The following is a 22730-nucleotide window of genomic DNA, read 5'->3' on the forward strand; positions in this document are numbered from 1 at the left end:
CCACCAAAGTGTCGCCGGTAGACTCTCGCAATCCAAGCTCGCAATTGCATGGCGAACTCCTCACCCGTCTACGACTGGTTCCAGGAACGTCTTGAAATCCAGGACATTGCTGACGACATCAGCAGCAAGTACGTGCCCCCGCACGTCAACATTTTTTATTGCCTGGGTGGCATCACGTTGGTTTGCTTCCTGATCCAGTTCGCTACTGGGTTCGCGATGACCTTCTACTACAAGCCCACCGTTGCCGAGGCTTACAGCTCTGTTCAGTATTTGATGACTGACGTGAGCTTCGGTTGGTTGATCCGCTCGGTGCATCGCTGGAGCGCCTCAATGATGGTGCTGATGCTGATTCTTCACGTGTTTCGGGTCTATCTCACCGGAGGCTTCAAACGTCCTCGTGAGCTCACCTGGGTCACCGGTGTGACGATGGCTGTGATCACTGTGTCTTTTGGAGTCACCGGCTATTCCCTCCCTTGGGATCAAGTTGGTTACTGGGCCGTGAAAATCGTGTCTGGTGTGCCAGCTGCCATTCCAGTGGTGGGAGACTTCATGGTCGAGCTTCTGCGTGGTGGTGAGAGTGTTGGGCAATCAACGCTCACTCGCTTCTACAGCCTCCATACCTTCGTGATGCCCTGGTTGCTCGCGGTGTTCATGCTCATGCACTTCCTGATGATCCGGAAGCAGGGCATTTCCGGTCCGTTGTGATCCGTTTCAGTCTCTGATTGCTCTTGATCAGAAAATTCAGGTCTGTCTAAGGTCTTTTCATCTCCAGCTGATCCATGCACATTCTCAAGAAGCCGGATCTTTCTGATCCCAAGATGCGTGCCAAGCTCGCCAAGGGCATGGGGCACAACTACTACGGAGAGCCGGCTTGGCCGAATGATCTCCTCTACATCTTCCCTGTCGTCATCCTCGGAACCATCGCTTGTGTGGTGGGTCTCGCGGTTCTTGACCCAGCAATGCTGGGCGATAAGGCTGATCCCTTTGCCACTCCTCTGGAAATTCTTCCTGAGTGGTATCTCTACCCGGTCTTCCAGATCCTGCGCGTTGTTCCCAACAAGCTGCTTGGGATCGCTTTGCAGACTCTGATTCCTCTGGGTCTGATGCTTGTTCCCTTCATCGAGAGCTTCAACAAGTTCCAGAATCCGTTCCGCCGTCCAGTGGCCATGGCTGTGTTTCTCTTCGGAACCGTCACCACGATCTATCTCGGCATCGGTGCTGCTCTCCCCATCGACAAATCACTCACTCTGGGACTCTTCTGATCCCATTAACGATTGCATTCATTTTAAGCCCGGTCCAAGACCGGGTTTTTTTTGTGAGTGCGATCACTGTCTGGGTTTGATCGGTTGCTTCAGATGCCTGGTTTAGCGCTTGTCATCTTGATCTTGGTCTTCTTGGCGATCTTCCTGCGTGGGTTCATCCCAGGGCTCCCATCGATTTCAGTGTTGATGGCACTGGGTGCCGTGCTGGTGATCGTGAGTGGCGAGATCAGTCTGTTCAATGCTTTCAAGGCGATCAATCTGGATGTGATCCTCTATCTCTTCGGTGTTTTTGTTCTCTCTCAGGCACTTGAAGACAGCGGCACGCTTGCGCAGCTGGGGACCTTCGTTTGGGGGCGTGCCCAGACGGCTTCACTTTTGCTCGTGTTGGTGGTGGTGGTCGGTGGTTTGAGCGCCTCGCTGTTAACCAACGACACGGCGGCGATTCTTGGTGTCCCCTTGTTGCTTGCACTCACCACACACAACCAATTGCCGAGCCAACCGTTCCTGTTGGCGTTTGCTTACGCCCTATCGATCGGCAGTGTGATGAGTCCGATCGGCAATCCCCAGAATCTGCTCATTGCCACCCAGGGTGATTTGAATCGCCCCTTTGAGACGTTTCTTGGTGGATTGTTTTGGCCAACCCTTTTGTGCCTGGGTTTGGTGCTCCTCGTGCTGTGGATCCGCTTTGGGCGCCAGTTAGCCAATCATCGGGTGATCCCTGTCACCACTGGGCCTGTGGATCGCGCTCTTTCACGCCTCTGTTGGGCTGGATTGGCGCTTCTGCTGTTGGGCATCGGTCTCAAGCTGGTTTTGATTCGCGCTGGTGGTCTGTTTGATTTGCCCTTCGCGGTGATCGGACTTATTGCCGGTGCGCCAGTGCTTCTGTTGAGTCGACGACTGAGCACGCTCCAACGCATGGACTGGAGCACGCTCCTCTTTTTTGTGGGATTGTTTGTGCTGACTCAGGCAGTCTGGAACTCCGGGGTGTTTCAGTCCCTGCTTGAGCGCACACATGTTGATGTGCGCGGCATTCCACAGATTGTTCTGATCAGCAGCGTGGTCAGCCAGTTGATGTCCAACGTTCCTTTGGTTGAGCTTTATCTTCCGCTCTTGAATCAAGGGCCCGAGAGCCCTGCCCAGCTTTTGGCTTTGGCGTCTGGCAGTACAGCCGCGGGGACGTTGTCCGTGTTTGGCGCAGCCAGCAATATCATCATTCTTCAGTCGGCTGAGCAACGGGGCAGCAAGGCGTTCTCAATCATTGAATTCACGCTGATTGGGCTCCCACTGGGCTTGGCTTGTCTGGCGGTTTATGGGTTGTGGCTTGTCTGACTCTCGTGCGAGTCCGGATCCGGAACAGCTCCCTCATCGAGGTCGAGCAAGAGAACATCATCGGGATTAACCCGTAAAAAATGATGGAGGAGTAGAAAGCCAACGATGGTCCAGGTCTGATAGGTCCTTGATTGCTGTCCGACCCAGGTGCCCGTTGGACCATCGAAGTATTCAGCCCACTGTTGACGCGGCAACTGGTTGAGATGACTCCAGTAGCACTCTTCGAGCAAGGCTTTCATCTGCCCCATGAGCAACACATCAGCATGGGGGTGGCGGCGCTCATGCAACAGGATGGAACTGCCGAAAAACCAGAGAAGGCTGGGCCAGTGTCCACCGTTGTGGTAGCTCCAGGGCCAGTTTTTGGGGTCAGACCCGGTTTTGTTCTGCCATTCCAGGCTTTCCATCGGGGGATGGCAGATGCGCATCGGCATTTCGGCCATCAGGTGATCACGGTTGTGCAGCGTCAGTCGGAACAGGGCGCGCTGTTGCGGTGCCGTGAGCAGTCCGAACAAACAGCCCAGTGAGTTGCCAAGACTGTAAAAACGGAAGTCGGGTCGGCCTGTGCGCATGTTTCCGATCAGGTACCCACCGCGGTTTTCAAGCCAGTCCTGCAGCCAGTCAGGAATCACCTGAGGCTGAACATTGAATTCGTTTTGGTGCTGGTTGTCTCCGTACTGCTCCGTAGGCCGGCGTCTCAGCACCTGCATGGTTTTGCTGGTGACCCAGTAATGCTTGAGCAGAAACTGCCGCAGGTCATGAACCCATTGCCGGGTCAGAACGAGCCGTTGATCCAGCAGTCGGCTGCTTTGGTGCTTTCGCCCCAGCTCCATCAGCTGGGCACAGCAGCGCAGTGATCCATAAAGGAGAACTTCCACTTCAAGCGGCGCTCCCCAAACGTCCATCGGACGGTCAATCATGAAGGCACAGTCGGGTACGAACAGAACGGGTGTGCCTTCAAAGGTCGGGTGCAGCACGAGGTCGAGCAGCAGTTGCACGCCGCGCTGAACCGCTTGGCTGGAGGCAAAGTCCTCGTCCCCACTGGATTTCACGTACATCCAGCACAGCACGGGCCACCAAAGGCTTGCGTCAACAGATGTGATGCGACCAATGGAGCGCTGCCCATAGTCGGCAATCAGTTGACCGTTCTCTTCGACAAAGCTTGTGGGGAAAACCCCTCGGGTCTGATACGTGGTGCTTTGGAGATCGAGGCAGAGACTCAGAAACTGCTTGACGACGTCGAAGCGCTTCTGCGTGAGCAGGTAAACCATCACCGGCACGTTGTCGCGCAGGAAGATCTCGCCGTAGTTGAGCGCTTCGTCGTGTCGTGGGTGTTCCAGGGCTGCGACGCTTCCGGCGAGGTGTCCGCGCACAGGAATCAGCGTGCGCTCGAAATGCTCACGGGCTTTCAGAACGACCTGATCCTCTTTGGAACTCGGGCGCACCCGTTGGTTCTGCTGGCTGAACCGTCCGGCCATGGTTCTCCTCCGGAGATCCCCGAAACCTAGTGATGACTCCTGTTCTCGCCAGTGGAAGCAAGTCTTGAGATGCCCTGAGAGTTTGGTAGTTGCGTGAAGGGGGGTGTGTGGTGTTATGGTTATGGACTGCGCGGGGGGCTGAGGCCCGAAGCGCAGCTTCTGAACAAGGAAAGCGAGAGCTTGATGTGTTCAGGAGTGCTTACAAGCCAAGAGGGAGCGATCCCACGGTGTTGTAAGTTTCTCAAGCGGTCGCGAGGCCGCACCGCCAACCGCTCCTGAAGGGGGCGCGACGGCAGAACCTGGACAACTGAAAAGTTTAGGAACTGACGCTTTCATCGCGTTTGTTGCTGATGAATCAACTGAGAAGTTGAGTTGTTAGTGATGAATGAAAGAGCGATGAAGGTGTGAGGTCCCGTCAACAATTATTCGTTGCAGAGAAGCATTGCGCTTGCAACTTGAGAGTTTTCACGAGCTTTTGAGTTGTCGGTGTGCGCAGTGTGGAGCAACAACCGGATCTGAGATCCTGGAAAGTCATTGATAGAGAAATCTAGAAGTGCACTCTTAAGAACCCTTTCTGTGTCAGCGGAAGGAGGCCTCAACTATTGCGAGGTTATCTGAGCAATGGGTGACGCAAATCATTTTGAGGACGTGAGAGCGTCTAAGAGGAAATGATCTACAACGGAGAGTTTGATCCTGGCTCAGGATGAACGCTGGCGGCGTGCTTAACACATGCAAGTCGAACGAACCTTCGGGTTAGTGGCGGACGGGTGAGTAACGCGTGGGAATCTGCCCTCAGGAGGGGGATAACGGCTGGAAACGGCCGCTAATACCCCATATGCCGAGAGGTGAAATGAATTTCGCCTGAGGATGAGCCCGCGTCTGATTAGCTAGTTGGTGAGGTAAGAGCTCACCAAGGCATCGATCAGTAGCTGGTCTGAGAGGATGATCAGCCACACTGGGACTGAGACACGGCCCAGACTCCTACGGGAGGCAGCAGTGGGGAATTTTCCGCAATGGGCGAAAGCCTGACGGAGCAACGCCGCGTGAGGGATGAAGGCCTCTGGGCTGTAAACCTCTTTTCTCAAGGAAGAAGATCTGACGGTACTTGAGGAATAAGCCACGGCTAATTCCGTGCCAGCAGCCGCGGTAATACGGGAGTGGCAAGCGTTATCCGGAATTATTGGGCGTAAAGCGTCCGCAGGCGGCCCTTCAAGTCTGCTGTTAAAAAGTGGAGCTTAACTCCATCATGGCAGTGGAAACTGTTGGGCTTGAGTGTGGTAGGGGCAGAGGGAATTCCCGGTGTAGCGGTGAAATGCGTAGATATCGGGAAGAACACCAGTGGCGAAGGCGCTCTGCTGGGCCATAACTGACGCTCATGGACGAAAGCCAGGGGAGCGAAAGGGATTAGATACCCCTGTAGTCCTGGCCGTAAACGATGAACACTAGGTGTCGGGGGAATCGACCCCCTCGGTGTCGTAGCCAACGCGTTAAGTGTTCCGCCTGGGGAGTACGCACGCAAGTGTGAAACTCAAAGGAATTGACGGGGGCCCGCACAAGCGGTGGAGTATGTGGTTTAATTCGATGCAACGCGAAGAACCTTACCAGGGTTTGACATCCTGCGAACCTCTTGGAAACGAGAGGGTGCCTTCGGGAACGCAGTGACAGGTGGTGCATGGCTGTCGTCAGCTCGTGTCGTGAGATGTTGGGTTAAGTCCCGCAACGAGCGCAACCCACGTCTTTAGTTGCCAGCATTTAGTTGGGCACTCTAGAGAGACCGCCGGTGATAAACCGGAGGAAGGTGTGGATGACGTCAAGTCATCATGCCCCTTACATCCTGGGCTACACACGTACTACAATGCTACGGACAAAGAGCAGCAAGTTCGCGAGGACAAGCAAATCTCATAAACCGTGGCTCAGTTCAGATCGTAGGCTGCAACTCGCCTACGTGAAGGAGGAATCGCTAGTAATCGCAGGTCAGCATACTGCGGTGAATACGTTCCCGGGCCTTGTACACACCGCCCGTCACACCATGGAAGTTGGCCACGCCCGAAGCCGTTACTCCAACCCTCGGGAGGAGGACGTCGAAGGTGGGGCTGATGACTGGGGTGAAGTCGTAACAAGGTAGCCGTACCGGAAGGTGCGGCTGGATCACCTCCTAACAGGGAGACAAACAACGATTTTGATGCCTGAGTACTTTTATTCTTAGGCCGAAATCCTGTCACCTTAGGTCGATCGGTACCTCAGCTTTGAAGCCATCAAATTTGCAGCGATGCAGGTGAGGATGGTGGAAATTCTTAGTTCCTAAACTTTGTCTAGGTCACACCCCACAAGGGATGAGACTCCTGGGCCATTAGCTCAGGTGGTTAGAGCGCACCCCTGATAAGGGTGAGGTCCCTGGTTCAAGTCCAGGATGGCCCATTCGGTGTTGGGGGTTTAGCTCAGTTGGTAGAGCGCCTGCTTTGCAAGCAGGATGTCAGGAGTTCGAGTCTCCTAACCTCCACTGACCGAACTGTATCCCCATCTCCAAGATGTTGGAGTTGAGCTCGATTGGAGTGTGATTTAGATGTGTCCGCTGGAAGACCCCAGCTTCCTGTCATTCCAAAGACAAGTAAAAAGTTTACTTGTTGACTTTGGTTGATAAGATGCTGGGCTCAAATGAGTTGATCAAGCAATTGATCAATTGATTTGAAGTTCTAGCAGAACCTTGACAACTGCATAGGTAAGTCTGGAAAGAATAAAGCATCTCATGGATGATGCGATGATTCTTTTCTGTGATCCGAAAGGATGATGGAGAAGGAGAGTTGCAAATTCTATCGAGCAAGAGCCGAGACTCCATCACGTTCTTTCAATTGTGTCGAGCAATTGCGAGTTTGATTCTTGATTCAGCAATGAATCAGGGAGAATCTGTTTCAACGACAGCAAGCGTGTTGGAGATTATATGGTCAAGCTACAAAGAGCTCACGGCGGATACCTTGGCACACAGAGGCGATGAAGGACGTGGTTACCTGCGATAAGTCTCGGGGAGCTGGAAACACGCTTTGATCCGGGAATTTCCGAATGGGGCAACCCCTAGTACGGCCAGCTGAATCCATAGGCTGGCGCGAGCCAACCCAGCGAACTGAAACATCTTAGTAGCTGGAGGAAAGGAAAGTAAAAACGACTCCCTAAGTAGCGGCGAGCGAACGGGGAAGAGCCTAAACCGATAGTTTCGACTGTCGGGGTTGTGGGACAGCAACGTGGATCAGGAATGTTAGTGGAAGTGTTTGAAAGACACGCCACAGAGGGTGAAAGCCCCGTACACGAAAACTGAACTGACCTAGCTGTATCCCGAGTAGCACGGAGCACGTGAAATTCCGTGTGAATCCGCGAGGACCACCTCGTAAGGCTAAGTACTCCTGTGTGACCGATAGCGAAACAGTACCGCGAGGGAAAGGTGAAAAGAACCCCGGGAGGGGAGTGAAATAGAACATGAAACCGTGAGCTTACAAGCAATGGGAGCCCTACTCATAGGGTGACCGTGTGCCTGTTGAAGAATGAGCCGGCGACTTATAGGCACTGGCGGGTTAAACCGGAAATGGTGGAGCCATAGCGAAAGCGAGTCTGAATAGGGCGTTTGTCAGTGTTTATAGACCCGAACCCGGGTGATCTAACCATGGCCAGGATGAAGCTTGGGTGATACCAAGTGGAGGTCCGAACCGACTGATGTTGAAAAATCAGCGGATGAGCTGTGGTTAGGGGTGAAATGCCAATCGAACCCGGAGCTAGCTGGTTCTCCCCGAAATACGTTGAGGCGTAGCGTCTCGTGCTCCAGCAGGGGGGTAAAGCCACCATTTCGGTGCGGGCTGCGAGAGCGGTACCAAATCGAGATGAACTCTGAATACCCTGTGTGTAGCGAGGCAGTCAGACTGTGGGGGATAAGCTCCATGGTCGAGAGGGAAACAGCCCAGACCGCCAGTTAAGGTCCCCAAATCAACACTAAGTGATAAAGGAGGTGGGATTGCCCAGACAACCAGGAGGTTTGCCTAGAAGCAGCCATCCTCAAAGGAGTGCGTAATAGCTCACTGGTCGAGCGATCCTGCGCCGAAAATGAACGGGGCTAAGTGTTGTACCGAAGCTGCGGATTTATGGTAGGGGAGCGTTCTATGTGGGGCGAAGCGTTAGCGTGAGCGGGCGTGGACTGCATAGAAGTGAGAATGTCGGCTTGAGTAGCGAAAACATGGGTGAGAATCCCATGCACCGAAACCCTAAGGGTTCCTCCGGCAGGCTCGTCCGCGGAGGGTTAGTCTGGACCTAAGGCGAGGCCGAAAGGCGTAGTCGATGGATAACAGGTCAACATTCCTGTACCGGTTATGTTTTGGGAAGAGGGACGGAGAAGGCTAGCCAAGCCAGATGTTGGTTACTGGTTCAAGCGTTCGAGGCGTTGAGGAGCGGCGAAAACGTTCCGAGCTGAGGCGTGAGTACGAGCTGCTACGGCAGCGAAGTTGGTGATGTCATGCTTCCAAGAAAAGCTCTATACCCGTTAAGGCATAACTGCCAGTACCCGAAACCGACACAGGTGGGGTGGTAGAGAATACCGAGGTGCGCGAGGTAACTCTCTCTAAGGAACTCGGCAAAATGGCCCCGTAACTTCGGGAGAAGGGGTGCCACCGCAAGGTGGTCGCAGTGAAGAGGCCCTGGCGACTGTTTACCAAAAACACAGGTCTCCGCTAAGTCGCAAGACGATGTATGGGGGCTGACGCCTGCCCAGTGCCGGAAGGTTAAGGAAGCCGGTCAGCGTAAGCGAAGCTGGCGACTGAAGCCCCGGTGAACGGCGGCCGTAACTATAACGGTCCTAAGGTAGCGAAATTCCTTGTCGGGTAAGTTCCGACCCGCACGAAAGGCGTAACGATCAGGGCGCTGTCTCGGAGAGAGGCTCGGCGAAATAGAATTGTCTGTGAAGATGCGGACTACATACACCCGGACAGAAAGACCCTATGAAGCTTTACTGTAGCTTGGTATTGTGCCCGGGCTCTGAATGCGCAGGATAGGTGGGAGACGTTGAAGCAGTGCTTGCGGGTGCTGGTGAGTCAATGGTGAGATACCACTCTTTCAGAGCTAGGGTTCTAACGTTCACCCGTTATCCGGGGAGCGGACAGTATCAGGTGGGCAGTTTGACTGGGGCGGTCGCCTCCTAAAAGGTAACGGAGGCGCGCAAAGGTTTCCTCAGGCTGGTTGGAAATCAGCCGACGAGTGCAAAAGCAGAAGGAAGCTTGACTGTGAGACCTACAAGTCGAACAGGGACGAAAGTCGGCTTTAGTGATCCGACGGTTCTGAGTGGAAGGGCCGTCGCTCAACGGATAAAAGTTACTCTAGGGATAACAGGCTGATCTCCCCCAAGAGTTCACATCGACGGGGAGGTTTGGCACCTCGATGTCGGCTCATCGCAACCTGGGGCTGAAGTCGGTCCCAAGGGTTGGGCTGTTCGCCCATTAAAGCGGTACGCGAGCTGGGTTCAGAACGTCGTGAGACAGTTCGGTCCATATCCGGTGTATGCGTAGGAATATTGAGAGGATTTCTCCCTAGTACGAGAGGACCGGGAGGAACGCACCTCTGGTGTACCAGTTATCGTGCCAACGGTAAACGCTGGGTAGCCATGTGCGGAGTGGATAACCGCTGAAAGCATCTAAGTGGGAAGCCCACCTCAAGATGAGTATTCCCATGGGGTAACCCAGTAAGGTCACGGGAAGAACACCCGTTGATAGGCTCTACGTCGAAGTCCAGTAATGGATGCAGCGGAGGAGTACTAATAGACCGAGGGCTTGACCATTGATTTGGCTCTTGTCTGAGGCAAGTTTTATTCGATCTAGACCATCATCATCAGCGATTGTTGAAGATGATGACCTATGCAGTTCTCAGGGTTCAACCCTTGGGAATGTTTCTATCCTGGTGTCCATGGCGCTGTGGAACCACTCCGATCCATCTCGAACTCGGTTGTGAAACGCAGCAGCGGCGACGATATTTGGGGGGTAGCCCCCTGAGAAAATAGCTCGATGCCAGGTAAAACATTCAGATCACGGACGTGATCCAAAGAAAGCCATCCCGATAGGGGTGGCTTTTTTTGTGGCTTTGATCCAGAGCCAAGCTCAGAGTTTGATCTCGCCCAGATTGTGGATCATTTGATGATCACCGCCATCGCTAAAAGGATTGCCTTCGCGCAAGCAAAATCGGGTTTCCATTCCTGCTTCGGCTGCCGCATCGCATTCTCTAGGGTGATCGCTCACAAAGAGAATTGATGCTGGCTTGAGGCCAATGGCTTGACTAATGATTCGATAACTATCTGTATTGAGCTTTGGCCCTGTGCGCGTGTCAAACCATTGGCTGAATCGATTGGTGATATCTCCGTCGGTTGTGTGGGCATAGAGCAACTGTTGTGCTTTGACACTCCCCGATGAATACACGGCGAGTGTGATTCCTTGCTGTGTCCATGCATTGAGAGCGGGAATGACGTCTCCATATAAAGGAGACTGGAGTTCGCCAGCGGCATAGCCTTGCTCCCATATGATTCCTTGGAGCTCCTTTAGTGCCGTTGATTTTCGATCATGTTGTATGAGATGGTCGAAATAGTGAATAATGTCCTCTATCGTCGGTTCGTTCTGATTGCTTGCCCGAAGTAAGAGTGCTTGGCTTTTGGATTCGGGATCATTCTTCCATTCGGCAATGGCCTCTTCGATTGCCGCTGTCACATTGGATGGTCGGTTCTCGCTGCAAATTGTTTTTGAGAGTTGTCGGCGTGCAAAGGGGAACAGCGTCTGTGACACAAAAGTGACAGGGCATGTTGTCCCTTCGATATCAAGAACAATGGCTTTGATCACAGTGTTCTGTTGAGTAGATGTTGTCTCCATGAAAGCTCAAGCAGGAATTCAATGATTTCAGTATGCCGCTGGGCTTGAAAAAGATCCTCACCCCATGCGTAAAGGCCATGACCTGCGACCAGTAAACCTGAGGGGGCTTCCTTTAAGAAGCGGCTTGCTTGTTTGCTTAGGACCTCTAAATCCTGATTGTTTTTGATGATCGGCAGCTCAACTGTTGTGTCGTGGGTGCTGATGCCTGACAGCCCCTTCAGCATCTCCCAGCCCTCCAGTTTCAAATGACCAGCTGCCTGATGCAAGCTGGAAAGGAGCGTTCCATTCACTGAATGGGTGTGCAGAACAGCTCCTGCAGAGCACTGTTTGACGATTTTCAGATGCATCAATGTTTCTGCACTGGCCTTCCCTTCTCCATTGATTACCTCTCCGTGACCATTGACTTCAATCAGATCTGTTGCATCTAAGGATCCCTTGTCAACGCCGCTGGGAGCCATGATCAGTTTCAGTGGATCTTGTTCAGCAACGACGCTGAAATTTCCGCCGGTGCCGTCACACCACCCGCGGTTGTGCAAGTTGCGGATGGTGTTGATCAATTGCTGTCTGTAAGTGTGCTGTCGCATGGTTCAACCTTGTTGGCAGACAGGACACCAGTGGGTGCTGCGTCCTCCGAGGCGTTGGCGTTCGATAGGCGTGCCGCAAACCAGGCAGGGTTGGCCTGTTCGCCGATAGACCGATGCCTGGCCCCCATAGTTGCCATTCACACCTTCGAGGTCGCGAAAATCGCTGAAGGTCGTCCCTCCGGCTCCGATGCTCATTTCGAGCACATCCACCAGGCATGTGCACAAGCGTTCCAGTTCAGGGAGGTTGAGTTCACCCGCCTTGCGATCGGGGGCAATGCCCGCTGCAAAGAGGCTTTCGTCGGCATAGATGTTGCCAGCGCCAGCTACCACCGCTTGATCCAAAAGAGCAGCTTTGATCGATCGCGTTGACCCCTTCAGTTTTTGTTCTAAGTAGGTTGCGTTGAACTCTTCACTGAAAGGCTCAGGACCCAACCGTTGGAGTCCTGTGATCACAGCGTCGATCGAAACGTTCTGGGGCACAAACCACATTTCCCCAAAACTGCGCAGATCGACAAACCGCAGTTCTTCGCCAGCGGTATTCCAGAGGCGAACGCGTGTGTGACGGCAGGGTTCAGTTGGTGTTGGATGCCATTGAAATTGGCCCGTCATGCGCAGATGAACACCCCACACACCGTTGCAATGCCCCGTTTGCGGATCGTGGAGCTGCGCGACCAGGTACTTCCCTCGTCGGCTCCAGGCACCGACCTTTTGCCCACGCAGGCCAAGGCACAGAGCCTGCGGTCCTCCTGGACTCGCGACTGCGCGGTCACGAAGAACCTCGATGTCGTCAATCACGAAAGACTGAAGACGGTTCGCTAATCCTCGGCGAACCGTTTCAACTTCCGGAAGTTCCGGCAACGGACTCAGGCTGGCTCGAGTTCCGATTCAGCGAAGTTGTTCGTATTGATGCCGCCTTCGGAACCGGAGATGCCGTTGTAGTTCACCTGCTCGAAGCGAACCACAACCGGATAACGAATGCCGGAGGTATCGATGGAAGCCACTTTGCCGACTTCGTTGTACCAGTAGGACTCGGGGCGCTTGATGCGCACCATGTCACCGCGGGAGATCGCCATCGCTGCGCTGAAACTGGGAGGCATCAGGAGCGTATCTCGGTGTCGGCACCCCGTTGCTGATGCGTCACACAATGTCTTCGTGAGGTTTCACCTGCTCCGGCGGGTGGCATGGCAGCATCCAACCTCTGTTGTGATGCGGTTTGTGTTGCCCTCGTCCCCTGAACCTCCAATGTTGGAGCTCGATCTGCCCGATCCGGAGCAGGACGACATCAGCACCATGGAGTTTCTGGCTCGGCTGGAGGAGGCATGGACGGTGTGCGACAAGTTCGACCTGCAGACCGAGATCTGGAGAGGACGAATTCTCAAGGCTGTGCGTGATCGCGAAAAGCGCGGTGGTGAGGGACGGGGTGCGGGGTTTCTGCAGTGGCTTCGAGAACGTGAGATCAGCAAGACGCGGGCTTACGGCCTCATCCAACTGGCGGAATCGGCTGAGCAGATGCTCGGAGAGGGTGTTTTGGAGCCCTCCAGCGTGAATCAGTTCTCAAAGAGAGCCTTCATGGAAACCTCCCTGGCAGAGCCGGAGGTGCAATTGATGATCTCCGAAGCCGCCAATGAAGGACAGGAAATTACGCGGAAGCAGGTGCGACGGCTGGCCGACGAGTTCACGGCAGCGACAAGTCCTCTCCTGCCAGAGGAGATCAGGGAGAGGACGCAGCAGAACCTTCTGCCTCCCAAAGTTGTGGCGCCCCTGGTGCGGGAACTCTCCAAGCTTCCAGAGCCCCAACAAGAGGATCTGCGCAAGGTTCTTCGCGACGAACCAGAGCTCGATCGCATCAAAGACGTCACCCATACAGCGCGATGGATCACCAAGGCCACGGAATCGGGAGAGGCCGTGCGTGCGTTTCAACAAGGTGAGCTGGATCTTGAGAAAGCGATGCAGGAAGCCCAGAGGCTTGATGCGCTTGGGCTCCTCGCGGATGCCGTCGGTCAGGCCCATGCCCTGGAGTCCGCCGTGCTCAAGCTGCACACCTCCTGGCGCCGGCTCGGCGGTCTTCAGGAGCGGCTGTGGGTGGAGAGCGGTAGCAGCACGCCTTATCTAAGAGATGTGCTGTCCGCGCTGCAGAGCCTGAGTGGGGCCACCATGCGCGTCTCTCTGGGGGAACTGGCTGGCGGCAAGCGGGTTCGCTTGCAGTTGGTTGAGGAATCACCCGATCAGCTGGACCCACCTGTTCTCTAGATCTGGCGCTCGGTATGGTGGACACACCACCTGTGGTGTGTCGTGGATTTGCTGCTGACGGCGCTGCAGCGTTATTACGGATGGTCATCCTTTCGATCGGGCCAGCGTCCCGTCGTGGAGTGTCTTCTGGCAGGCAAGGATTGCCTTGCGGTGCTCCCAACCGGTGGTGGCAAGTCGCTCTGCTACCAACTTCCGGCTCTTGTGCGCTCTGGCTTGGTGGTCGTGATCTCACCGCTGGTGGCTCTGATGGAGGATCAGGTTCTCCAGCTACGCCGTCGGGGGATTGCAGCAGCCTGCTTGCACGGAGGGATCGAGCTCGAGGAGCGTCGCCGCATTCTTGAACAAGCTGAGGCCGGAACTCTCAGGCTTCTTTATCTGGCACCGGAGCGGCTCCAGGGGGAGGCAACCCGTTCTCTCTTGCAGGAGCAGACGGCGTCGGGTCAGCTTGTTGCGCTGGCTGTTGATGAAGCCCATTGCATTAGTGCCTGGGGCCATGACTTCCGCCCTGATTACCGACGGCTGGGGCAGCTGAGAGAACTCTGCCCAGGGGTGCCGATGGTGGCACTGAGCGCCACAGCGGCGCCTCGCGTTCGCGCCGACATCCTCCGCTTGTTGCATCTTCGCCGTCCACTGATTCAGGTGGGATCGGCCCGGCGGACCAATCTGCATTACGCCATGCGCAGGCGTGTGAAAGATCCCCTCCAGGAGGTGGTTGCAGCCATTCACCAAGCCAGAGGCGCTTCTCTGATCTATGCCCGGACCCGTCGCTCGGTGGAGCACTGGGCTGAGAGGCTCCGCTCCACTGGCATTGAGGCCATCGCCTACCACGCTGGGCTTGACCCGGACGTTCGACTGCGAGCTCTTGAGCATTTTCTTGGCAGCGATGGTCCCGTGCTGGTGGCCACGGTCGCGTTCGGAATGGGCGTGGATCGCTCCGATGTGGGCTTGGTGCTTCACCTCGATCTGCCGAGCACCCCTGAGGGTTATCTGCAGGAATCAGGTCGCGCTGGTCGTGATGGATTGCCGGCCCATTGCTTGGTGTTGTTCTCCCCTGCTGATCGCACCACCCTCGGCTGGGCGATGCAAGCCTCTCTACGCCGCACAAAAAGCCAAGACAACACCGACGAAGCCCATCGCGTTGCCTTGGCTCAGCGGCAGTTGCGGCGGATGGAGGCTGTGGCCGAGGGAGAAGGGTGCCGGGAGCAAGCACTCTTGCTGTCTGTCGGTGAGCTGGTGCCACCTTGCGGTCGCTGCGACCGATGTCAGATGGAGTGTCGTCGGCAGAACTGGTCGGATGAAGCCCAAATCCTCTTGGAGAAGCTCGCGGAGGACTGCGGAACCGATGCCAGACGGCTGAGCGATGTCTTGAACAGCGAAGAGGGACCGTCAGCCCACTGGGGATGGCTCGCCAGACGTCTGGTTCAGGAAGAACTGATTCAGGAGAGTGATGACGGCAACCAGCGGCTTTACATCAGAGAGAGCGGACGACGCTTCATGCATCGCCCATGGCCTCTTCACTACGCGGCCTGAACCCTCGCTCAGCCCTTCGCGGATTTGCAGCGGTCCTTCAACAAATCGCGTTCGAAGTTCGACTGGGGCGCAATCCAGGTCTTCCAGTTTCCGTTGGCGCCCGTCACGTTGATCTTTCCAGCCGAGCAGTTCACGGCCACATAAAGCGTCTGTCCATCGCTATTCAATGTTGGTGCGACGTCACTGCCTCCCATTAACTGCCAGTTCGCCCAGTCCACCTGAAGAGGGCCGTAGGTCTTCCAGTTCGCTTTGTTCGGTTGACTGGCAGGGGCTGTTTTCGCTGCGTTGACCTTGGCTGTGGTCACCGGCTGGACCTTGGCTGCGGGCTTGGGCTTGGCTGTAGCTGTAGCTGTGGGCTGGGGTTTGACCGTTGCTGTGGGCTTGGGTTGCTCGTTGCTCTTGGGAACAGCGGCACGTTGAGGCTGGTCGTTACTGGCCACTGCGGTGACGGGTTGCGTGGCGCTGGCTCGAAGCATCAGCTTGGTGCCAACGGTCACCTGGTTGGGGTCCTCAATGGCATTGATGCTCACCAGAGAAGCCACAGGAATCTCATAGGCCTTGGCGATCTGCGTGAGGGTTTGGCCTCGGGCCACGGTGTGGCTGGTGGCGTTGGGATCAGCCTTCACCGGCACAGGCTTGCGCTTGGGTTTGCTGGCTGTTTTTGGTTTTGGAAGTACAGCGTTGCTGGGTAATTTGAGTGTCTGACCCCGTTCCACATGATCGGCACTGGCGAGGCCGTTCAGCGTCATCAGCTGGCGCTCGCTCACGCCGTACTGCACAGCGATCGCACTGAGTGTGTCTCCAGAGCGCACCGTGTGCCGACCCTTACCGGCAGTGACGCCTGCCGCGCCGCCGCTTGGAAGACGCAGGGTCTGCCCCGCTTCCACATGGTTGGAGTCGCGAAGTCCGTTCTCGCGCATCAAACGGCCCACGGACACTCCGTAGCGAGCCGCGATGTCGGAAAGCGTTTCTCCGGCTTTCACTGTCACATTCGCAGCGCCTGCCGGAAGGGGGGACAGAGCGATGAGGGCGAGGAGTGTTAATAGGGTGCGGCGCATACGTCTCCGGCGGCTGGGCGAACCATAAGGTGCCTCCCGCGGGACGCCAGCCCTGCTTCATCCGCTCGTCAGAGAAACTCAGCTCAAGAGGCGACGGAATGTTTCAGGCTTCAAGGTGTAGGGCGGATAGCGCTGCGGCAGATCGAGCCAGAACGGCCGTTTCAGCACCGAGCGTTCATGTGAAAACGTGCGGAATCCAGCCTCGCCATGGTGGGTGCCCATGCCACTGGCTCCGACGCCACCGAAGGGAAGCCCTGGCACACCCGCCTGAAGGATGACGTCGTTGAAACAGACGGTGCCGGAGCTCGTGGAGTGCAGCAGTTGGTCTTGCTCACTGGGATCTCCACCAAACAGATAAATGGCAAGGGGTTTGTCCTGCTGTTGAAGACGGGTGATGGCCGCTTTGAAATCGGGAATTTCAATCATCGGCAGCAGAGGGCCGAACAGTTCATCAGCCATCAGTGGGTCACTGTCGTTTTGGATGCTGATCAGTGTTGGGGCAATCCTGCGCTGGGTTGCATCACATTCCCCTCCAAGCAGCACGCGGCCTTCAGACCGTGCTGTGTCGAGCAGGCCTGCCAAGCGTTGGTAATGACGTTCTGAAATCAGTGACGCCAAGTGCTCTGACTGCACTGGGTTGGCTCCATAGAGCGCGCGCCGCTGGTCGGTCATGGCCTGAAGGAGTGGCTCCCTCAGGCTTTGGTCCACCAGGATGTGATCGGGAGCCACACAGGCTTGTCCAGCGTTGAATCCCTTTCCCCAGATCAAGCGCCTTGCTGTGACCGCGAGATCAGCCCCGGGAATCACCACCGCAGGGTTCTTGCCCCCCAGCTCCAGGGTCACCGGCGTGAGATTGGCCGCTGCCCCTTCGAGCACTTTGGCTCCAATCCGCCCTCCTCCTGTGAAAAAGATGTGGTCAAAGCGGAGCCTGACCAGATTCGCCGCCACGCGGGCGTCCCCGTTGACGACCCGAACCACATCACCGGGAAAGTAGAGAGGAACCAGCCGTTCAATCAACTCAGCCGTAGCCGTCGCCTGCTCAGAAGGCTTGATCACGGCCGTGTTCCCCGCGGCCAGGGCACTGACCAAAGGCCAGAACGTGAGACTGAAGGGCAGATTCCAGGGACCGATGAGAAGCACGCAGCCCAGTGGTTCCCGGATCAGCTGGGCGCGTCCGGGCTGTTGCACGAGCGGGACCCGAATCGATTGAGGGCGCATCCACCGGCGCAGGTTCCGCCGGGCCAGCTTCAATTCCTGCAGCAGGGACACCACCTCGGCCATCCCCTCGAGAGGAGGCTTGAGGAGGTCCTGGTGGAGCGCGTCCAACACCTCCTGCTCGTGGCCACAGACGAGAGCATGCAAGCGATCCAGCTGGAGACGACGCCAGGCTTCTGGACGGCTTGTCCCTGTCACCACGGGCGCGCGCAGCGCGTCGAGATCTGTAGCTGAGAAGGGGCTGCTCTCGGCGATCTGAACCATCACGGTTCCCTGCGACCGTTGCATGTTTGCAGGTCTTCCCCTGCATCCATTGCGAAGGGGATGACGGAAGCCTCCGTCGTCATTACTACGGAGTGAGAAAGCATCAATCGGATGCCGAACCAGCAGCCGTGGTGGAACGGCGCCGTGATCTACCAACTGATCGTGCGCAGCTATGCCGATGGCAACGGCGATGGCGTGGGAGATCTGCAGGGTTTAGCGAGTCGGTTGCCCTATCTGCGCTGGCTTGGGGTGGAAGCGATCTGGCTCACTCCGGTTTACCCATCCCCCCTGCTGGACGGTGGGTATGACATCACTGATTTCAAGGCGATCCATCCAGATCTGGGCGATCTGGCGGCCTTTCATCGCTTTCTCACCGCAGCCCATGGACAGGGTTTGAAGGTGGTGATGGATTTGGTGCTGAATCACACCAGCACGCTTCATCCCTGGTTTCAGAGAGCGCGTTGGGCGCCGCAGGGAACGCCGGAGCGAGAGGTGTACGTCTGGAGCGACGATCCCCATCGCTATGCGGATGCTCCCGTGCTGTTCCGCCATTTCGAATCATCCAATTGGGAATGGGATGACGTCGCGGGGCAGTATTACCTTCACCGCTTCCTGCGTCATCAGCCCGACCTCAATTACGCCAATCCCTTGGTCCAGGAGGAGATGCTTGAGGTGGTGGATTTCTGGATCGAGCGCGGCGTCGATGGTTTCCGTTTGGATGCGGTGCCCTTTCTCTGCGAAGAGGAGAATTCCCGTTGCGAGGGCTTGCCGGAAACCCATGCCTTTCTGAAGCGGTTGCGGGAGCGGGTGGATTCCCATGGCCGCGATGTGCTGCTCCTTGCCGAGGCGATCCAACCGGTGAAGGAGGCTGCTCCATACCTTGCCGACGATGAGCTGCATGGTGCTTTCAACTTTGTTCTCACAGCGCATCTGTTCGCAGCCATTGCCAGCGGATCCACGGAGCATCTGCGTCAGTGTCTTCAGGATGCCCAGGACGCTGTTTGTGGATGTCGCTGGGCCTTACCCCTGCGTAACCACGACGAACTGTGGCTTGGAGACGGTCATCTGATTCCCGAGGAGGTGATCCAGATCATTCGTGCTGGGCTTCATCAGGGCCAGGGCCACTGGCTCAACTGGGGGATCAATCGACGCCTGGCGCCTCTGCTCAACGGCGACCCGGGGTCGAATCGTGTGTTGCACGGTTTGCTTTACAGCTTGCCGGGGATGCCTTGTCTTTATTACGGCGACGAGCTCGGCATGGGGGATTGGCCTGGCTTGCGAGACCGGGATCCCAACCGCACGCCGATGGCTTGGACACCAGCCCGCAATGGAGGTTTCTCGTCGGCCCCTGATCCTTTGCTGGTGTTGCCGCCCATCACAGCGCCTGGATACGACTACCGAGTGGTGAATGTGGAGGTGCAGAAGCAACTCCCGGGATCACTGCTCAACTGGCATCGGCGCATGCTCACCTGCCGTCGGTTGCTGCCGGCGTTGCGCCATGGTGATTTCGAGTTGCTTCCCAGCGTGCATCCCAGTGTGCTCAGCTACGTGCGCTGCGACGGAAGGATGACCGTGTTGGTTGCGGCCAATCTCTCTGCAGCAGGAGCATCTCTGCAACTCGATCTCAGTCGCTGGGAGGGCGAGAGAACCCGGGAAGTGATGTGGGGGTGTGAGTACCCACCCGCCTCAGCGAACTGGTTTGTGTACCTGCCAGCCCACGGCTTCAACTGGTGGTTGCTGGGTGAGGTTGAAGAGCAGAGCGACGGGTTGCAGGACAGCTGACGGGTGGCTGGGGACCGCAGTCAGCGGGACAGATCCAGGGCCTCCGCGTCAGCACCGCCGTGGCCAGCCTGCGCCAGCAGTTCGCTCACGTTCGGGCGCAGTCGCTCGGCATCCTGCTGATCCACCATGCCCAGGCGTGTGCGCCGGCAGAGCACATCCGTGACGCCGCGCGCATGCTCATGGGTGATCGCATGGCGAAGCTCACCCCGGCAGACAGGAATCACCTCGCTGAGGGGCTGTCGGTCGTCGTTCGACCAGCTCGACACCCACTGTGCTGCTGCAAGCCCGTGGTTGGCCTGGAGATGGGCAATCTGCTGCGAGCGCTGAGGCGTGTCTGGCAACAGTGATTCCAGAGAAGCGTGTTGGGTCTGGAGCAGAGCAGGCGTTTGCAGGGGATCGGGGGCGCTTCCGATCAGAGGCAGTGCCCCAGGCGCTTTGAGGGTGTGTCCGAGCTGCTGCTCCACCGCTTGGAGGGTGTCGTTGGCCATGGGCCGGCAGGTGGTCCACTTGCCTCCCATCACACTCACCAGCCCGCAGGCCAGGGTTTCCACCTCGTGCTCACGCACAACACGGCTGCTGTTCACATCGGCACCGGCCGGCTTCAGCAGGGGGCGTCCCCCAGCCCAGCAGCTGCCCACATCAACGGGGTCGAGTGCAGGAAACCAGCGCTGCACGTAATCCAGGAGGTACTTCACTTCGTTCTCCGCTGGAGCGAAGGCTTGCTCTTGGGGGCAGGGGGTGTCGGTGGTGCCCACCAGGGTTCGCCCGAAGAACGGAAGCATGAACAGCACCCGCCCGTCATCGGTGGACGGGAGCAGCAGGCCGACCCCCTCTGGGCAAAGGGTTTGCTTGAGCACGAGGTGAATGCCCCGGCTGGTGAGCATCCTCTCCTCGCAGGAGGGATCAGCCATTCTCCGAATCGTGTCGGAGTGAATCCCAGTGGCATTCACAACCACCTTCGCCTGCCAGCGCTCGTTCTGCCCGCTGGCGCTTTCACTGATCGCACCGCAGAGCCTGCCGCTGCTGTCGGTTTCCAGAGCGACAACCCGCGTGCGGGTGCTCACGACCGCGCCCGCTTGCTCCGCGGTGAGTGCCATCAGCAGGTTGAGGCGCGCATCATCAAACTGCCCGTCGCTGTAGGCCACACCTCGGGTGATGTCGTCTCGAAGGGCGGGCAGGGCATGGCGCAGCTGTTGGCTTGACAGCAGGCGACTGCTTCCAATCCCTGAGCGGCCCGAGAGTGCGTCGTAAAGGCCAAGCCCGAGGCGGTAGTAGGCCTGGCCGATCACTCCGTCTGTTGGCAGGGCCAGTTCGAGGCGTTTGGCCAAAAAGGGAGCTTGCTGGAGCCAGTGACCGCGCTCCAGCAAGGCTTCCCTCACCAAGCGCAGCTGCGCTGTGTCGGCGGTTTTGAACGCAAGCTCGAGGTAGCGAACCCCTCCGTGCAGCAACTTGGTGCTGCGGCAACTGGTGCCACCTCCCAGGTCATGGCCCTCCAGCAAGGCCACACGCAGGCCGCGGCGCACGCCCTCGTAGGCAACGCAGGCACCGCTGGCACCTCCGCCGATCACCAGGAGATCGAAGCCTGTGTCATTCATGCCAATGGAGGCTCCGTGAAACGGCGTCATCCCAGCGTCGCAACCAAGTCTGTCGCTGATCAAGATCAAGGCGAGGCATGAACAGTTGGGTGTTCTGCTCACGTTGGGGAAGAAGGCTTTGCAGATCGGAAACCACATCGCACTGAAGGCCTGCCAGCAAGGCGACGCCCCGTGCGGTGCTCTCCAACTGGGAAGGGCGACGCACGCGCAGCCCTGTGCTGTCGGCTTGGGCCTGAAGCAGGGGATCTGAAGCGGCAGCACCGCCATCGACGGCCAGTTCACCCAGTTCATGGCCGCTTGCCTGCTCGGCCAGTCGAACCAACCCCGCCACGGAAAGAGCAATTCCCTCGAGCGCGGCTCGGGCGATGTGTCCCCGCCGGCTGTCGCGGGTGAGGCCCATCAGCAGGCCGCGGGCCTGGGGATCCCAATGGGGGGTCCCCCAGCCGGTGAAGGCTGGGACGAGCATCACCCCCGCAGCGTCGTCAACGGTGAGGGCCAGGCGGTTCACCTCCTCGGCTGAATCAATGATCTCCAAGCCATCACGCAGCCACTGCACGACGGTGCCGGCATTGAAAAGGCTGCCCTCCAGGCAGTACGTGGGAGTGCCCTGGTCATCGGTCCAGCCGAGGGTGCTCAGCAGCCCAGCGTCACTGCGCTTGATTTCGCTCCCGGTGTTGATCACCAGGAAAGCACCGGTTCCGTAGGTGCATTTGGCTTCTCCTGGTTCCAAACAGAGTTGTCCGAGTGTTGCCGCCTGCTGGTCGCCCAGGAGTGCACAGATCGGCACTCCGGCGAAGGGGCAGTCGCTGGCGATCGTTCCGAAGTCGCCGCGACAGGGCACCAGATCGGGCAGGGCGTTGCAGGGGAGCCCGATGTGGTCACAAAATGCAGGTACCCATTGGCGTTGCTCAAGATCCATGAGCAGGGTGCGACTGGCATTGCTCATGTCCGAGCAGTGGCGACGGGCCCCGCTCAGGTGCCACAGCAACCAGCTTTCCACCGTCCCGAAGCAGAGGTCTCCCTGGGCGGCTGCTCTGGAGGCTTCGTCGTGGTTTTGGAGCAGCCATTGGATCTTGCTGGCGCTGAAATAGGGGTCGAGCATCAGGCCTGTGCGTGTCCGCCAGTCCCGTTCCAGTCCCTCCCTTTTCCAGGCTGCGCACACATCGGCGGTGCGCCCGTCCTGCCAGACCAGGGCGGGTCCGCAGGGAGCGCCGTCGCTGCGGCGCCAAAGGATGGTGGTTTCGCGCTGATTGGTGATGCCGCAGGCCACCACCGCCTGGCGTTGCTCTGCGCTGATCGTCTGCTCCAGACGCGCCATCGCCTGGCGCTGACTGGCCCAGATCTCCATTGGCGTCTGTTCGACCCAGCCATCGGCGGGGTAGTGGATGTTCAAGGGCGCAGAGGCGCTGGCCACCGCCTGTCCCTGCTCGTCAAACAAAACAGCGCGTGAACTGCTGGTGCCTTGATCCAGTGCCAGCAGGAGGGGCGAACGAACCATGGCACTC

15 protein-coding genes, 2 tRNA genes and 3 rRNA genes are annotated in these 22730 nt (G+C 57.5%); 11 read left to right on the forward strand and 9 right to left on the reverse strand.

The genetic code is table 11. From position 1 onward, the window contains the following. Window positions 1-48: 48 nt before the first annotated feature. The 3 genes from petB (at window position 49) to SynBMKMC1_RS03095 (ending at window position 2591) form a co-directional block, all read left to right on the forward strand. On the forward strand, window positions 49-705 hold the full coding sequence (petB, locus tag SynBMKMC1_RS03085) for a cytochrome b6 (protein ID WP_006042106.1): 657 nt from the start codon (window positions 49-51) through the stop codon (window positions 703-705). A 74-nt stretch (window positions 706-779) separates the two neighbouring features. Further along, window positions 780-1262: a cytochrome b6-f complex subunit IV gene (petD, locus tag SynBMKMC1_RS03090; RefSeq protein WP_011932446.1), complete on the forward strand. Its 483-nt coding sequence runs from the start codon at window positions 780-782 to the stop codon at window positions 1260-1262. A gap of 132 nt (window positions 1263-1394) precedes the next feature. Next, window positions 1395-2591, forward strand: coding sequence for an SLC13 family permease (locus SynBMKMC1_RS03095; RefSeq protein ID WP_186472668.1), 1197 nt, complete (start codon window positions 1395-1397; stop codon window positions 2589-2591). Here SynBMKMC1_RS03095 and SynBMKMC1_RS03100 read toward each other — a convergent pair. Then, complete coding sequence (locus tag SynBMKMC1_RS03100) at window positions 2570-4066, reverse strand: glycoside hydrolase 100 family protein (RefSeq protein WP_011932448.1); 1497 nt, start codon at window positions 4064-4066, stop codon at window positions 2570-2572. The genes SynBMKMC1_RS03095 and SynBMKMC1_RS03100 overlap by 22 nt on opposite strands. A 675-nt stretch (window positions 4067-4741) precedes the next feature. On the opposite strand from SynBMKMC1_RS03100, the gene SynBMKMC1_RS03105 reads away from it, so the two are divergent. The 5 genes from SynBMKMC1_RS03105 to rrf all read left to right on the forward strand — a co-directional run bounded on the left by SynBMKMC1_RS03105 (window position 4742) and on the right by rrf (window position 10104). Then, window positions 4742-6225 (forward strand): 16S ribosomal RNA (locus SynBMKMC1_RS03105). Window positions 6226-6410: 185 nt separating this feature from the next. Continuing rightward, window positions 6411-6484, forward strand: a tRNA-Ile gene (locus SynBMKMC1_RS03110). A 9-nt stretch (window positions 6485-6493) separates the two neighbouring features. Next, window positions 6494-6566: transfer RNA gene (locus tag SynBMKMC1_RS03115), tRNA-Ala, on the forward strand. Window positions 6567-7006: 440 nt separating this feature from the next. Further along, window positions 7007-9872 (forward strand): 23S ribosomal RNA (locus SynBMKMC1_RS03120). A gap of 115 nt (window positions 9873-9987) precedes the next feature. Continuing rightward, window positions 9988-10104, forward strand: a 5S ribosomal RNA gene (gene rrf / locus SynBMKMC1_RS03125). The 16S, 23S and 5S rRNA genes sit together here with 2 tRNA genes alongside, the layout of an rRNA operon. Window positions 10105-10188: 84 nt before the next feature. On the opposite strand, the gene mtnC is transcribed toward rrf, so the two are convergent. From mtnC to SynBMKMC1_RS03145, 4 genes are read right to left on the reverse strand one after another with little or no spacing between them, the layout of a single operon-like run. Beyond that, window positions 10189-10947, reverse strand: a complete 759-nt coding sequence (gene mtnC, locus SynBMKMC1_RS03130) for an acireductone synthase (protein ID WP_255486273.1) — start codon at window positions 10945-10947, stop codon at window positions 10189-10191. Beyond that, window positions 10914-11531, reverse strand: coding sequence for a methylthioribulose 1-phosphate dehydratase (gene mtnB / locus SynBMKMC1_RS03135; RefSeq protein WP_186472669.1), 618 nt, complete (start codon window positions 11529-11531; stop codon window positions 10914-10916). The genes mtnC and mtnB overlap by 34 nt, the downstream gene beginning before the upstream one ends. 3 nt (window positions 11532-11534) lie before the next feature. After that, on the reverse strand, window positions 11535-12389 hold the full coding sequence (locus SynBMKMC1_RS03140) for a DNA-formamidopyrimidine glycosylase (RefSeq protein ID WP_186472670.1): 855 nt from the start codon (window positions 12387-12389) through the stop codon (window positions 11535-11537). A 5-nt stretch (window positions 12390-12394) separates the two neighbouring features. Continuing rightward, entirely contained in the window at window positions 12395-12604 is a 210-nt protein-coding gene (locus SynBMKMC1_RS03145; protein WP_011932452.1) for a photosystem I reaction center subunit IV, read from the reverse strand. Between the two features lie 169 nt (window positions 12605-12773). Here SynBMKMC1_RS03145 and SynBMKMC1_RS03150 point away from each other — a divergent pair, with 169 nt between their 5' ends. Further along, window positions 12774-13781 carry a hypothetical protein gene (locus tag SynBMKMC1_RS03150; protein WP_255486366.1) on the forward strand — a complete coding sequence of 336 codons (1008 nt, stop codon included), beginning with the start codon at window positions 12774-12776 and terminating at the stop codon, window positions 13779-13781. 42 nt (window positions 13782-13823) lie between these two features. Continuing rightward, window positions 13824-15311: an ATP-dependent DNA helicase RecQ gene (locus SynBMKMC1_RS03155; protein ID WP_186472672.1), complete on the forward strand. Its 1488-nt coding sequence runs from the start codon at window positions 13824-13826 to the stop codon at window positions 15309-15311. Window positions 15312-15319: 8 nt separating this feature from the next. On the opposite strand, the gene SynBMKMC1_RS03160 is transcribed toward SynBMKMC1_RS03155, so the two are convergent. Both SynBMKMC1_RS03160 and SynBMKMC1_RS03165 read right to left on the reverse strand, forming a co-directional pair. Further along, window positions 15320-16369, reverse strand: coding sequence for a LysM peptidoglycan-binding domain-containing protein (locus tag SynBMKMC1_RS03160; RefSeq protein WP_186472673.1), 1050 nt, complete (start codon window positions 16367-16369; stop codon window positions 15320-15322). A 78-nt stretch (window positions 16370-16447) separates the two neighbouring features. Continuing rightward, a complete protein-coding gene (locus SynBMKMC1_RS03165) occupies window positions 16448-17872 on the reverse strand; it encodes an aldehyde dehydrogenase family protein (protein WP_186472674.1) in 1425 nt (474 codons plus the stop codon). Between the two features lie 87 nt (window positions 17873-17959). Here SynBMKMC1_RS03165 and SynBMKMC1_RS03170 point away from each other — a divergent pair, with 87 nt between their 5' ends. After that, window positions 17960-19630, forward strand: coding sequence for an alpha-amylase family protein (locus tag SynBMKMC1_RS03170; RefSeq protein WP_186472675.1), 1671 nt, complete (start codon window positions 17960-17962; stop codon window positions 19628-19630). Window positions 19631-19650: 20 nt separating this feature from the next. Here SynBMKMC1_RS03170 and SynBMKMC1_RS03175 read toward each other — a convergent pair whose 3' ends face one another. Beyond that, window positions 19651-21225 (reverse strand): glycerol-3-phosphate dehydrogenase/oxidase, encoded by a 1575-nt coding sequence (locus SynBMKMC1_RS03175; RefSeq protein WP_186472676.1) that lies wholly within the window; start codon window positions 21223-21225, stop codon window positions 19651-19653. Continuing rightward, complete coding sequence (locus SynBMKMC1_RS03180; RefSeq protein WP_186472677.1) at window positions 21218-22723, reverse strand: glycerol kinase GlpK; 1506 nt, start codon at window positions 22721-22723, stop codon at window positions 21218-21220. The genes SynBMKMC1_RS03175 and SynBMKMC1_RS03180 overlap by 8 nt, the downstream gene beginning before the upstream one ends. Window positions 22724-22730: the final 7 nt, after the last annotated feature.

The organism is Synechococcus sp. BMK-MC-1 (assembly GCF_014279955.1).
In the GTDB taxonomy this organism is placed as follows: Bacteria; Cyanobacteriota; Cyanobacteriia; order PCC-6307; family Cyanobiaceae; genus Synechococcus_C.